This window comes from Nocardiopsis coralliicola, assembly GCF_054779695.1.
Genome location: NZ_BAAGXT010000019.1, coordinates 1 through 13,405, shown reverse-complemented (window position 1 = coordinate 13,405; position 13,405 = coordinate 1). Strand labels below are relative to the sequence as shown.

Below are 13,405 nucleotides of genomic sequence, written 5' to 3'. Positions count from 1 at the left end.
ACGCCGCAGGCGCCCGCGGTGCAGGTCAGCGGCCGATCGCCAACCGCGCGGCGGAGGCCGGTTGCGGAGAAAACCCGTGTGTCGGCGGAGCGTCCGGTAGACGCGGACGGCACCGGTCCTTAACTCTGGGGAATCAAATAAATACGAAGCGTAATAATGGGGAGGTGCAGCGTGGCCGCAGCGGAGATGATCCCGCCGGCGCGCCCCGCCGTCGGCGAGGACGAGATCGCCGCGGCCGTGCGCGTGCTGCGCAGCGGGCGCGTCGTCCAGGGGCCGGAGGTCGCGGCGTTCGAGGAGGAGTTCGCCCCGCTCGCCGGCGGGCGGCACTGCATCGCCGTCTCCTCGGGGACCGCTGCCCTGCACCTGGCCCTGGCCGCTCTGGGCATCGGGCCCGGCGACGAGGTGGTCGTCCCCGCCTTCTCCTTCGCGGCGAGCGCCAACGCGGTGCGGCTGGCCGGCGCCGAACCGGTCTTCGCCGATATCGCCCCGGACGACTACTGCCTCGACCCGGACGCCGCGGCCGCCGCCGTCGGTCCGCGCACCGCCGCCATCCTGCCGGTCCACCTGTACGGCCACCCGGCCGCCATGGACCGGATCGGCGAACTGGCCCGCCGGCACGGGCTCGCCGTCGTCGAGGACGCCTGCCAGGCGCACGGCGCCGAGCTCGGCGGCCAGCAGGTCGGCGCCTTCGGCGCCGCCGGCTGCTTCAGCTTCTACCCGACCAAGAACATGCACGCCCTCGAAGGCGGCATGGTCACCACCGGCGACGCCGGTACCGCGCGCATGCTGCGGCTGCTGCGCAACCAGGGCATGGAGCGGCGCTACGAGAACGAGGTCGTCGGCGCGAACCAGCGGATGACCGACGTCGCCGCCGCCGTCGGCCGTGTGCAGCTGGCGCGGCTGCCGGAGTGGAACGAGCGCCGCCGCGCCAACGCCGCCCTGCTCGACGCGAAGATCGCCGACCCCGCGGCGACCCCCGCAGTGCGGCCCGGTGCACGGCACGTCTACCACCAGTACACGCTCCGCGTTCCCGGCGGGCGGCGCGACGCGGTCCGCACTGCGCTGGCTGACGCCGGAGTCGGCAGCGAGGTCTACTACCCGACGCCGATCCACCGGCTCCAGCCCTACCTGGGCCCGGACGGAAGCCCCTGCGCCGACCTTCCGGCGACCGACGCCGCGGCGGCGGAGGTCCTGTCGCTGCCGGTGCACCCCTCGCTCACCCCCGACGAGCTCGGCAGGGTGGCGGAGGCAGCCGCGGCGGCGCTCTCCGGTGCGGCAGCGGAGGGGCTGCGGTGAGCGGAGAGCACCTGCGGGCGGGCCTCGTCGGGCTCGGCATGATGGGGCGCAACCACGCCCGCATCCTGGACGGCCTGGAAGGCGTCGACCTGGTCGCCGTCGCCGACCCCGACGCCAAGCAGGACGCGGTGCCTCCCGGCGCGCAGCTGGTGCGCACCGTGGACGACCTGCTGCGGATCGGGGTCGACTACGCCGTCGTCGCCTGCCCGACCGCGCTGCACGCCGACGTGGGCGCTGCGCTGGCAGCCGCGGGTGCCGCCGCGCTCATCGAGAAGCCGCTCGCCGGCTCGGTCAACGAGGCCGAGCGGCTCGCTGAGGCGTTCGAGCGGTCGGGGACCGTCGCCGGAGTCGGCCACATCGAGCGGTTCAACCCGGCGCTGCGCGCACTGCGCGAGCGGCTCACCCGCGGCGAGCTCGGCGAGATCTACCAGGTCACCACGCGCCGCCAGGGCCCGTTCCCGTTCCGCATCTCCGACGTGGGCGTGGTCAAGGACCTCGCCACCCACGACATCGACCTCACCGGCTGGGTGACCGGGCAGCACTACGCCTCCGTCGCGGCACACGCGGTGTCCAAGAGCGGCAACGCGCACGAGGACATGGTCGCCGCGATCGGCCGGCTGTCCGGCGGGGCGATGGTGAGCCACCTCGTCAACTGGCTGAGCCCGCTCAAGGAGCGCTCGGCGGTGGTGACCGGGGAGCGCGGCTGCTTCGTCGCCGACACGCTCACGGCCGACCTGACCTTCTACGCGAACGGGGTGGTGGCCACCGAGTGGGAGGCGCTGCGCGCGTTCCGCGGGGTCGCCGAGGGCGACATGGTGCGCTACGCGCTGACCAAGCGCGAGCCGCTGCTGGTCGAGCACGAGAGCTTCCGCGACGCGGTGCTCGCCGCCGCGGGGGGCGGCGCCGCGGACAGCGCCGCCGATGCTTCCGCGGGCATCGTCACCCTGCGCGAAGGGACGGGGACGGTCGCCGTCGCCGAAGCCCTGCTCGACTCGGCGCGTGGCGGCCGCGTGGTCCTGCTCGGACCCGCCGTGCCGGTCCAGGCCGGCGCCGCGGACCGGGCGGCCGCTGCCGATCCGGCGGCGGGCGCACCCGGTGCGCCGGCACCGAGGGCGCCCGGCGGCGCGCAGCACGGCGGTGCCCCGGCCGATGGCGCGGTCGCCGGCAGCGCCGCCAACGATTCGGGAGTGGAGCAGGCGTGAAGATCCTCAGCGTGGTCGGGGCCCGGCCCCAGTTCGTCAAACTCGCCGCCGTCGCCCCGGCGGTCGCGGAAGCCGGGCACGAGCACGTCATCGTGCACACCGGGCAGCACTACGACACCGCCATGTCGCAGGTGTTCTTCGACGGTCTGGGCATCGCGCGCCCCGACACCGACCTGGGCGTGGGCTCCGGCGGGCACGGCCGGCAGACCGGCCAGACCCTGGAGCGGCTGGACGCGGCGCTCGCCGAGCACGCGCCGGACTGGGTGCTCGTCTACGGCGACACCAACGCCACCCTGGCCGGCGCGATCGCCGCCGCCAAGCTGCACGTCCCGGTCGCGCACCTGGAAGCGGGGCTGCGCTCGTTCAACCGGCGCATGCCCGAAGAGGTCAACCGGGTCCTCGCCGACCACGCCTGCGACCTGCTGCTCGCGCCGACCGCCCAGGCCATGCGCCACCTCGACGCAGAGGGGCTCGGCGCGCGCTCGGTGCTCACCGGCGACGTGATGGTCGACGTGTGCCTGCGGGTCGGCGCCGCGGTCGAGGCAGCCGACGCCGGCGCCGGCGCCGGCGAAGACGCCGCCGGCCAGCTGCCCGGCGACATCGCCCCCGGTGAACCCTTCGTCCTGGCCACGCTGCACCGGGCGGAGAACACCGACGATCCGCAGCGCCTGGAAGGGCTGCTGCGGGCCGTGTCGGAGCTCGACGTCCCGGTCCTGCTGCCCGTGCACCCGCGGCTGCGCGCCCGCACCGACGAGTACGGGATACCGCTGCGCAAGGGCGCGATCGTTCCGGTGGAGCCGCTGGACTACGCGGGGACCGTGCGCGCGGTTCGCGCCGCGTCGGCCGTCGTCACCGACTCGGGCGGGATGCAGAAGGAGGCGTTCCTGCTGGGCCGCGTCTGCACCACGCTGCGCACCGAGACGGAGTGGCCCGAGACGCTGGCCGACGGCTGGAACACGCTGGTCGCCGACCCCGCGGCGCTGAACCCCGGTGGGCTGGAGGAGATCGTGCTGCGCCCGGCGCCTGATCCCGCGGGCCCGTCTGCCGCGCCGTTCGGGACCCCCGGCGCCGCCGCCCGCGCCGTCCGCGCCCTGGAGGAGCGAGGGTGACCGCACACGCCCCCGCCCCCGGGGCGGCGGACCCGTCCGCCCCCTCGCCCCGTACCGCCCCCGCGCCGCCCGCCGTCCCTCCTCCGCCCCGCCCGCACCCCGAGCACGGTGCCGCGGATCCCCCGGCCGCCGCGCTTGCCCCGGGCAGCAGGAAACGGGGGCGCGCAGCTGGAGCCGAAGGCGGCTGCCGCGCCGCCGGCCGCGGCGCGGGCGGAGTCGTTCACCGGAGTCGGCCCGGCCCGGCCCGGCCGCCGCGCCGGCCAGGAACCCGGCCGCTGCCGGCCCGCCCGCCGCATGCGCGGCGGCAGCGGACGGCGGCGGCCCCCCGGACTGCGAAGCCCCGACACCGTTGTGCGCCGGCGGGCGGGGGTGCGGAACCCTCCGCCGCCCCGCCGGCGCAGCCATCCGTGTGACCCCGAGAGAGGCCAGTGGTGGAGACACGAACCGAACCGGACCGGGCGCCCGAGCGCGGGCGCATCGTCATGCTCGTCGACAACGGCGTGCGCGGCGACTCGCGCGTGCAGAAGGAAGCCGTGTCAATGGCCGACGCGGGCTGGGACGTGGTCCTGGTGGGGCGCTCGCCCAGCAGGCGCCGCCAGGAGTGGCGGCTCGGCCGCGCACGCGTCGTCCTGCTCCCGGTCCCCACGCCGCTGAACCGGCCGCGCCGCCGGCTGCGCCGCTTCTCCCCGCGCCACCCGCTGGCCTACCACAGCGAGCGCATCGCGGGCCGCCGCACCCAGGAGATGCGCGCCTGGCGCGCCGACCTGTACGTGCGGCGCGCCGCCGGTGAACTCGACGGGCCGCTCGGCATGCCGCTGCGCGCGGCGTCCCGCGGCATGCAGTCCTGGGTGAAGTTCCGCAGCCGCCAGCAGCGCGCCCGCGACGCCCGCTTCAGGGCGCCGCTGGAGGGCGCCGACCGGGTCCGTATCGCCCTGTGGCCGCTGCTCATGGGCGACCGCGCGTGGCGCCGGCTCCACCCGCACCTGTGGGACTGGGAGCTCGCCTACGGCACGGCCATCGACGCGCTGGAGCCCGACCTGCTGCACGCCAACGACCACCAGATGCTCGGCGTCGCCGCGCGCGCGAAGCTGCGGGCGGCAGCGCGCGGACGGCGGGTGCGGCTCGTCTGGGACGCCCACGAGTACGTCGCCGGGCTTGCGCCGCGCGAGGACCGGCCCACCTGGCACCCCGCGGTCTGCGCGCACGAGGCCGAGTATGCGCGGTTCGCCGATGCGGTCGTCACCGTCTCGCCCGGCCTGGCCGAGCTGCTGTCGGAGGACTTCGCGCTGCCCGCGCCGCCGACCGTGGTGCTCAATGCGCCCAGTGCGGCGCCGATGCCGGAGATGGAGCCGCCGCCCGCCGAACCGGAGGCAGGTCAGGGCGAGCTGCTGGAAGGGGCGCCGCAGGAGGCCGCAGCGGAAGAGCTCCAGGACAGCGGCCCGGGAGCCGACACCGCCACCGCGCCTGCGCCGGACGCCGGCGGTGCCGGCGGGCCGCAGGCCGGCCCGCCCGAGGAGCAGAGCGGCCAGGACGCGCAGGACGACGCGGCCGCGGAGCCCGGACTCCTCGACATCCGCGCCCGCGCCGGGCTGGCCCCGGACGTGCCGCTGATCGCCTACAGCGGCGGAGTCGCGCCCGGCCGCGGCGTCGACACCGCCGTCGAAGCGCTGCCGATGCTGCCCGGCGTGCACCTGGCGCTGGCGTCGGTGCCGCCCGGCAAGGAGTCGACGCGGCACGTCGACGCCGTGCTGGAGCTCGCGGCCGAGCTCGGCGTCGCCGACCGGGTGCACGTCTTCCCCTACGTGCCGCACTGGGAGGTGGTGCGGTTCCTGTCCACCGCCGATGCAGCGGTCTCCGGCCTGTCGCACGTGCCCAATCACGAGATCGCGCTGAGCAACAAGTTCTTCGAGTACGTGCACGCGCGGCTGCCGCTCATCGCCAGCGACGTGCGGCTGATGGCACAGGTGGTCCGGCGGCTCGGCATCGGCGCCGTGTACACCGCCGACGACGCAGGCTCGCTGGCCCGCGCGGCCGCGGAGGTCCTGGGCGATCCGGCGCGCTACCGGGAGGCGATGGACGCCTCGCCGGAGGTCGCCACCTGGTGGTGGTCGGAGCAGGCGGCGCGGCTGGACGCGGTCTATGCGGGGCTCCTGGACAGCGAGGCCGGCCGTCCGCCTGCGCCCGCGCCCGCCCGCGGGCGGCACGCGGCGGACCGCTCCGCCGCAGGCAGGGCCGGCAGCGGGGGCCGTCCTGGCGGAATGCAGGACAGCACCGGGGTGCCGCGGCAGGAGGAACGGCCCGCGCAGGTCGCCGGGCACAGCGCCCGGGCGGACGCAACGGGCCCGATCCGGCAGCAGCGGGCGGACCGCGGAGCCGGCGGACACGACACGGTGGCGGCGCCGCGCGCCGCAGAGGCGGGGGAGTAGGGCATGGACATCTGCGTCGTCGGACTGGGCAAGATCGGCCTGCCGCTGGCCGTGCGGTTCGCCGCCGGCGGGAACCGGGTGCGCGGGGCCGACACCGACCCGTCGGTGGTCGCGGCCGTCGCAGCCGGCCGCCCGCCGTTCCCCGGCGAGGAGGACCTCGACGTGGAGCTGAAGCGGGTCGTGGCCGACGGGCGGCTCACCGCGGACACGTCCACGGCGGAGGCGGTGGCCGCCTCCGATGCGGTCGTCATCGTCGTCCCGCTCTACGTGGACGCCGCGGGCGCGCCCGACTTCGCGGCGATGGACTCCGCGACCGCCGCCGTAGCGGCCGGGCTGCGCCCCGGCACGCTGGTCTCCTACGAGACCACGCTGCCGGTGGGTACCACCCGCGGGCGCCTGGCGCCCGCCCTAAAAGAAGGGTCCGGGCTGCGCCCCGGACCGGACTTCCCGCTGGTGTTCAGCCCGGAGCGGGTCTTCAGCGGCCGGGTCTTCGCCGACCTGCGCCGCTACCCCAAGCTGGTCGGCGGCATCGACCCCGCGTCGGGCCGGGCCGGCACCGCCTTCTACGGGGCGGTCCTCGACTTCGACGAGCGCTCCGACCTGCCGCGCCCCAACGGCGCCTGGGACCTGGGCTCGGCCGAGGCCGCCGAACTGGCCAAGCTCGCCGAGACCACCTACCGGGACGTCAACATCGGGCTCGCCAACCAGTTCGCCCGGCACGCCGACGCGGTCGGCGTGGACGTCCAGCAGGTGATCGACGCCTGCAACAGCCAGCCGTTCAGCCACATCCACCGCCCCGGCATCGCGGTCGGCGGCCACTGCATCCCGGTCTATCCGCAGATGTACCTGTGGAACGACCCGGGGGCGACCGTGGTGCGCGCGGCCCGCGAAGCCAACGCGGCGATGCCGGGCTACGCGGTGCGCCTGCTCGCCGAGGCGTACGGCCCGCTGGCGGGAATCGGCGTGCTGGTGCTGGGTGCGGCCTACCGCGGCGGCGTGAAGGAGACGGCGTTCTCCGGCGTCTTCGGCGTGGTCGACGCCCTGCGCGAGCAGGGCGCCCGGGCGTGGGTCTCCGACCCGCTCTACGGCCCCGAGGAGCTGGAGGCCCTCGGCCTGCCGGCGCACCGCGGCGAACCGGTCGAGGCCGCCGTCGTCCAGGCGGACCACGCCGAGTACCGCACCCTCAGCCCGGACGACCTCCCCGGAGTCCGCACCCTGGTCGACGGCCGCCGCATCACCGACCCGTCCGCATGGTCCACCGCCCAGCGCGTCGTCATCGGCGGCTGAACTCCTGCGGCATGCCCGGGCACCGCTCGACCAGGGCGGCGGTGCCCGGGAGGCCTGCTGCCGGCGGGGCGTACGGCAGCGGCGCCTGGCACCTCCGGCCACCGGCAAGACTGGTGGCATGACCGACGACCGTGCGGCGCTGCACGCCAGCTGGAACCGGACCCGCGGCCACCTCAACGCCGCACGGGCCCACCTCGCCCGTCTACCGGGCACTGATGACTCGGCAGCGCTGGAGTTCCTGGAGCACAACGAGCTCGGACTCGCCTTCGACTGCCTGGTCGACATCGGGGGCGGCCTCGACCTGCCCCTGGGTTTCTGGCAGGACCTGGACCGGGCGGCGCGGGAGATGCGGCTCTACAGCGATGCACTGCACCACCCCCGCCTCACAGCCGCCGACCTCTGCCGCCGCCACCTCGCTGCCGCCTCTGAACAGGAACACCTGTGAGGCGGTACCGCTCCAGCCCCGGCGGCCCCGCCGGCCGGCGCGCGGACGGGTGTCCGGCCCTGGCCATCCTTTTGCGCGCAGCACGGCCTCGGGCGCCCAGAACCGGTCTAACCTGGGGAAATGCGACCTCTCCGGTACTCCATCAACATCACCCTGGACGGGTGCTGCGACCACCGGGGCGGGTCCCCGGACGAGGAACTGCACCGCCACCACGCCGCGAACCTGGCGCGCGCCGACGCCCTCCTCTTCGGCAGGACCACCTACGAGATGATGGAGTCGGCCTGGCGGCTGCCGCTGTCCGAGGGCATGCCCGAGTGGACGCTCCCGTTCGCCCGCGCGATCGACGCCGCGAAGAAGTACGTCGTGTCGAGCACCCTGGGCGAGGTCGACTGGAACGCCGAACTCATCCGCGGCGACCTGGCCGGCACCGTGCGGCGGCTGAAGCAGGAGCCCGGCGAGGGCCTGCTGACCGGCGGCGTGCGGCTGCCCCTGGCACTGGCCGAACTGGGACTGATCGACGAGTACGAGTTCGTGGTGCACCCCCGGATCGCCGGCCGGGGCCCGACCCTCTTCGCCGGTCTCGCGAACCCCCTCGAACTGGAGCTCGTGGACCGCGCCGAGCTCACCTCCGGTGCCCTGGTGCTGCGCTACGCGCCGAAGTCCTAGCCGCCCTGTCTCAGCTGCCCCGGGCCTCCTCCGGCGGCTCGGGGACGCGCACGCCGGAGCGGTCCACCCAGCCCACCTGGCGCGCAGGAACCCCGGCGACCAGCGCGAACGGCGGCACATCCCGGGTGACCACGGCGCCCGCGGCGACCATCGCCCAGCGGCCGACCGTCACCGGCGCCACGCAGACGCACCGCGCCCCCAGCGACGCGCCCTCCTCCACCCTGACGCCCACGGCGTCCCAGTCGGCAGCGGACTTGCGGTCGCCGTCCGGGGTGACCGCGCGCGGTGCCCGGTCGTTGGTCAGCACTGCGGCGGGGCCGACGAAAACGCCGTCCGCCAGTTCCGCCGGCTCGTAGACCAGCGCGTGGTTCTGGATCTTGACGTTGGCGCCGATGCGGACGCCGGTGCCGACATAGGCGCCGCGGCCCACGATGCAGCCCGGCCCCAGCGACGCCTTCTCCCGGATCTGCGCCAGTTCCCACACGGCGCAGCCGGGGCCCAGCTCGGCGGTCGGGTCGACCTGGGCCGACGGTTGGATGCGGTACTCCATGGAGGCTCCGTTCCTCGACAGGTTCACCAGACTCCGCACGGCGCTGCGCGGCGGCCCGATCCCAGCGGCGTCCCGCGCTGCCTCCGCTACCCCGGGTCCGCTCCCCGCCCCGGCCGCTCCCAGGGGGCGGCCACCGGGAAGTAGGACGCGAGGAACGCGCGGATCACCGCGGCCTGCTCGGTGCGCGGCACCCGGTCCGGCGGCGAGTCGGTCACGCAGAACACGTCGTAGGAGCGCTTCGCCAGCAGGACCGACAGCCGCCGGTGGTGCTCGGGGTCGCCCGCGTCGACGTATTCGCAGTGGACCTCGCCGGGCACCGCCAGGCCCGCCAGCGCCGCGTAGTCGTGGTCCAGCGCGCCCGGCATGCTCACGTCGTCCGGCGAGCGGAACCGGTGCTCCGCCGTACGCGCCACCTCCTCCGGGAACGCCTCCGCCACCTCGGCCAGCAGCGACCGGCGGGTCGCGTGCGGCGCGTGCCGGTAGCCGTGCGCCGGGGAGCGGCCGAACCGCTCCTCGATGAGCGCCCGGCCGTTCTTCCGGGCCGCGTCATAGGCCGGGTCGGCGGGGTCGACCGGCGTGAACGGCACCGCGGTGGACGAGCGGAAGAACTTCGGCAGGCCGCTGGGCAGGAAGAACGCCTGCGGGCGCAGCGGGCGGCCGAGGAACACGTCGTCGTTGAAGACCAGCAGGTGCTCCGCGCTGCCGGTGATCCGGTACAGCCGCGAGCCGATCGCCCGCGAGTTGAACGTCGGCAGCCGTCCCGTGCCGCGGAACAGGTCGCGGTGGTCGACCAGCGAGATCTGCGGGTGGCCGGCGTCCAGCCAGTCCGGCACCTGCCCGTCGGTGACCACGTGCACGGTGCGGATCCACGGCGCGAACATCGCCATCGAGCGCAGCGCGTAGCGCAGTTCCCCGGCGTCGGTGAAGCGGTTCTCCGCCGCGCCGTCCGGGCTGGCCCGGCCGCCCTCCTCGGCGAGCGCGGCGTCGCGCCGCTCGCGCCACCGCGGGTCGCTGCCGTCCACCCACGGTACGACTGCGTCGATGGGGAAGTCGATGTCGTCCATGAGGGTCCGGGTGAACGGCTCCCAGGTGGGCCGCTCCCTGCCGTAGCGGGTGATGCGGGCCGGCGCGAGCGAGCCGGCCGCGAGGCCCGCGCCGATCGCGTTGCGGCGGGGCGCGGTGCGGCCACCGGAGCCGTCATCGGCCCAGAACTCGATGTCGGCGCCGTAGCCCGCGCCGTAGCGCAGCGTTCGGGTGCCGGTGATCGATGGCCGGAACACGCGCAGCCCCGCCGAACCGGTGACCAGGTCGACCGCGCCGAGCAGGCCCGCCGGGACCGGTTGCGGCGGCGCGCCGCGCGGATCGATGGCCTGCACATAGACCGGTGCGCTGCCGTGCGCGGCGGCCAGCGCGGACGCGGCCTCGGCCGCGCGTTCGGCCCCGATGGCCAGCCGCGGGTTCCGGCCGGAGTGCCGGACGAGATGGTGCGCGATCCCGGCGGCGTCCAGGGCGCCGGCGGCCAGGTCGAGATTGGCGCCGAGCGCGTCCTGCGGCTGCAGCCCGTCGCGGACCTCGGTGACCTGCCCGCCAGAGCGCTCGGTGCCGGGCAGCTCCAGCAGGGCGCGCTCGTGCTCCTTCAGGCCGGGCACCCGCGGCCGGGTGTGCTCCCAGGCGGGCGCGGGGAGCACGGTGCCGCCGCCGGCCGCGGCGGCCGCGGCGAAGTGCGCCGCCCGGTCGGCGCGCGCTGCGGCCCGCTCGGCCGGCGGGACCGCCGCCAGGGCGCCGAACAGCTCCTCCCAGCGCTGCGCGACCGCGTCCGGGGCGAACCGCCCGACACCCGCCAGTGCGGCCGCCCCCATCCGCTGCCGCAGCTCCCGGTCGCCCATCAGCTTGGACAGCGCCGCCGACAGCGCGCCCGCGTCGTCGGCCGCGCTGAGGAACCCGTCGGTGCCGTGCCGGATGATCTCGGCCGGCCCGGTCGGGCAGTCGTAGGACACCGCCGGAACCCCCGCCGCGAACGCCTCGGTGAGCACGGTCGGGAACGCCTCCGTGCGCGAGGAGAGCAGGCACACCGACGCGCGCGCCCATTCCTGCGCCATGTCGGTGCGGGCCCCGGCGAACTCGACCCGCCCGGCCAGCTCCAGCCCGTCGGCCAAGGAGCGCAGGCCCGGCTCCTCCGGTCCACTGCCGCAGATCCGCAGCCGCCACTCCGGGTGCTCGGCGGCCGCGTCGGCGAACGCCCGGATCGCGTGGTCGACCTGCTTCTCCGCGACCAGCCGCCCCGCGAGGAGCACGACCGGTGCGTCCAGCGAGGAACGCGGCGCGAACCCGTCGGGAGCCGGGTTGGGCAGCACGTCGAGCCGGGGCGCTGCGGCGCCGAGCGACGCCGCGAGCCAGTCGCGGGAGGCTTCGGTGAGCACGGCGACGGCATCCATCCGCGGCGCGTACGGCAGGAGGGGGTCGCCGCTGGGACCGCGCATCTCCGAGGCGCGGTGCTCCTGGCCGACGAGGACGGCATCCGGCGGGGCGAACCGCGCGGCCAGCGACGTCAGCGCCGGGGTGGTGGCGACGAGCACGTCGGTGTCCAGCCGCGGCAGGGCCCGCATCACCTCCAGGTCGCACAGCCGGTGGAAGCCGGGCTCGCCGCCCGGCGGCACCAGCTCGCTGGGCAGTGCCGTGAGCGCTGCCAGCTCGGCGTCGCCGGGCTGTCCCGCGGTCTGGCCGCTGCCGGAGCGGATGGGCCGATGGACGGGGCCGCGCGCGTCGACCATGTGGCTGACGCGCACCCGCTCATCGGTCGCGAAGAAGGGGGCGTCGGCGGTGCGCAGTACCGACAGCAGCGCAATGTCGTGCCGGTCGGCGAGCGCGCGGGTCTGCGCGAGGACGGCGGCCTGTGTCCCGCCCATCTCGTCGAGGCGGCCCAGCAGGTAGGTGATCTTCACGTCGGGGCTCCTAGGGCGTGCGCGGACGCCGCCCGCCGGACACGTCCACGGGGTCGGCCGGCGGAGCGCCGGCGATGCGGCGCCCGGGACTGCGGCACCGGGAGGGACGCGTCGGAGGGCAGCGGGCTTCGGAGAGGGGCTCTGGGGCGCTCGGCGCTCACCGGGGGAGGCCGAGCAGGTTGGCGGAGACCGTGAGCACCCCCTCGTTCGTGGCGGAGGTGCGGATGCGCACGGGAGGGCCGTCCGGCGGAAGGACGGTGCGCGCGGGCGCGCGGAACGGCTGGTCCGGCGGCAGCAGGGCGCCGGGGCCGAGGCGCACGCGCAGACCTGCGGCGGGTGCGCCGGTGCCGGCGGTGCTGTCCGCGCCGCCGCTGCCCGCGCCCGCCGAGGGCGGTGCGACGGCGATCTCCCAGCGGCCGCCGGCCGCGGCCATCGCGGAGACCGGCAGGTCGATCCGGAAGCCGCCCGTCTCCGGATCGCTCCGGGTGGCGGCCGGGACGGGAGCCCCGCCGCCGGCGGGGACCGCGAACGCGGCGGGGTCGGCGGAAGGGGGTGCACCGCCGCGCCCGGGGCCGGTCAGCGCGGCCAGCACCGTCGCGCAGTGCGGGCGCAGCAGCAGGCCGCGCAGCTCTGCTGCGGGACTGCGCGGGCGCACGGACAGGACGGCGCGGCTCAGCGCATCGGCCTCCACCGCGAATTCCCGCCCGCAGACCGCGCACCCCGGCACCGCGGTGGGCGCCGCGGCCGGTGCCTCCAGTACCCGCCGTCCGTCCGCGGTCACCACCGCGAGCTCCCAGCGGCCGTCCGGCACCTCCACGGTGCTGCCGTGCAGCGCCAGCGACGCTCCGATGCCGCCCGGTGCTGCACCCGGCGGCGCGAGTGCCGCACCGGCTGCTGCGGTGTTCTGCCGCCGGTGGCTGCGGGCGGGTTCGCCGGCGCGGCGGACCGGGACGGCGGAACCGCCGGCGGCGCCGCCGCGGCGGGCGGCGGGGACCTCCGGGCCGCAGCCGGTGCGGTGCTGTGCCGCTCCGCGGCCTTGCTGCGCACCCGAGAAGGCGGGGCCGGTGCCGGAGCCGCCGGCGGCCGCTGCTCCGTCCGCGGCGGGGGCCAGGGGCAGGCGGATCCGGCGGCGGCCGCTGCGGAGCTCCAGGTCGGCCGCGCCGGTGAGGGGCAGGCGGACCGTCAGAGTGCAGCCGTCGAGGACGGCGAGCAGTTCCGGCGCGGTCCGGGGCGGGCCCCAGCGCGCCGCGGCGGAGCGGATCCGGCCCGCGGCCGCGCGCCGGATCCGCTCCGGGCGCAGCCGCGCCGGCAGGACGCGGGGGAGACGGGTCACGCACCCTCCAGTGGGTCGGTTCCGGTGGGCCCCTCCGCCAGCGGTTCCGCGCCGGCGACGGGCCCCGCCTGGCCGGGGAGCGGTCCCGCCGGGCCGGCGGCCGCGTCCGCGCCGCCGGCGGCATGGCCGGCCTCGAAGTCGAGATCACC

General features: G+C 76.6%; 10 protein-coding genes. 7 read left to right on the top strand and 3 right to left on the bottom strand.

The features are described from left to right. Positions 1–171: 171 nt before the first annotated feature. From ACYVGT_RS15095 to ACYVGT_RS15065, 7 genes are all read left to right on the top strand, one after another. On the top strand, positions 172–1,296 hold the full coding sequence (locus ACYVGT_RS15095; protein WP_460858556.1) for a DegT/DnrJ/EryC1/StrS family aminotransferase: 1,125 nt from the start codon (positions 172–174) through the stop codon (positions 1,294–1,296). Then, on the top strand, positions 1,293–2,498 hold the full coding sequence (locus ACYVGT_RS15090; protein WP_460858554.1) for a Gfo/Idh/MocA family oxidoreductase: 1,206 nt from the start codon (positions 1,293–1,295) through the stop codon (positions 2,496–2,498). Before ACYVGT_RS15095 ends, ACYVGT_RS15090 begins: the two co-directional genes overlap by 4 nt. Continuing rightward, positions 2,495–3,607 carry a non-hydrolyzing UDP-N-acetylglucosamine 2-epimerase gene (gene wecB, locus ACYVGT_RS15085; RefSeq protein ID WP_460858552.1) on the top strand — a complete coding sequence of 371 codons (1,113 nt, stop codon included), beginning with the start codon at positions 2,495–2,497 and terminating at the stop codon, positions 3,605–3,607. Before ACYVGT_RS15090 ends, wecB begins: the two co-directional genes overlap by 4 nt. 431 nt (positions 3,608–4,038) lie before the next feature. Further along, positions 4,039–6,033: a glycosyltransferase gene (locus ACYVGT_RS15080; protein ID WP_460858550.1), complete on the top strand. Its 1,995-nt coding sequence runs from the start codon at positions 4,039–4,041 to the stop codon at positions 6,031–6,033. Positions 6,034–6,036: 3 nt separating this feature from the next. Further along, a complete protein-coding gene (locus ACYVGT_RS15075; RefSeq protein WP_460858547.1) occupies positions 6,037–7,320 on the top strand; it encodes a nucleotide sugar dehydrogenase in 1,284 nt (427 codons plus the stop codon). Between the two features lie 118 nt (positions 7,321–7,438). Then, entirely contained in the window at positions 7,439–7,765 is a 327-nt protein-coding gene (locus ACYVGT_RS15070) for a MafI family immunity protein (protein WP_460858545.1), read from the top strand. Positions 7,766–7,885: 120 nt separating this feature from the next. After that, positions 7,886–8,431, top strand: coding sequence for a dihydrofolate reductase family protein (locus tag ACYVGT_RS15065; RefSeq protein ID WP_460858544.1), 546 nt, complete (start codon positions 7,886–7,888; stop codon positions 8,429–8,431). Positions 8,432–8,441: 10 nt separating this feature from the next. Here the strand turns inward: ACYVGT_RS15065 and ACYVGT_RS15060 are convergent, their stop codons facing one another. From ACYVGT_RS15060 to ACYVGT_RS15050, 3 genes are all read right to left on the bottom strand, one after another. Then, the gene (locus ACYVGT_RS15060; protein WP_460858543.1) at positions 8,442–9,008 is read right to left on the bottom strand and encodes an acyltransferase; all 567 of its coding nucleotides are present in this window, start codon (positions 9,006–9,008) and stop codon (positions 8,442–8,444) included. A 59-nt stretch (positions 9,009–9,067) separates the two neighbouring features. Continuing rightward, the gene (locus ACYVGT_RS15055) at positions 9,068–11,923 is read right to left on the bottom strand and encodes a stealth conserved region 3 domain-containing protein (protein ID WP_460858541.1); all 2,856 of its coding nucleotides are present in this window, start codon (positions 11,921–11,923) and stop codon (positions 9,068–9,070) included. Between the two features lie 157 nt (positions 11,924–12,080). After that, complete coding sequence (locus tag ACYVGT_RS15050) at positions 12,081–13,256, bottom strand: hypothetical protein (protein ID WP_460858539.1); 1,176 nt, start codon at positions 13,254–13,256, stop codon at positions 12,081–12,083. Positions 13,257–13,405: the final 149 nt, after the last annotated feature.

What these genes read in the sequence shown, in the direction of transcription:
- ACYVGT_RS15075 (WP_460858547.1), top strand. Translation starts at nt 6,037, where the DNA reads ATGGACATCTGCGTCGTCGGACTGGGCAAGATCGGCCTGCCGCTGGCC.
- ACYVGT_RS15070 (WP_460858545.1), top strand. Translation starts at nt 7,439, where the DNA reads ATGACCGACGACCGTGCGGCGCTGCACGCCAGCTGGAACCGGACCCGC.
- ACYVGT_RS15065 (WP_460858544.1), top strand. Translation starts at nt 7,886, where the DNA reads ATGCGACCTCTCCGGTACTCCATCAACATCACCCTGGACGGGTGCTGC.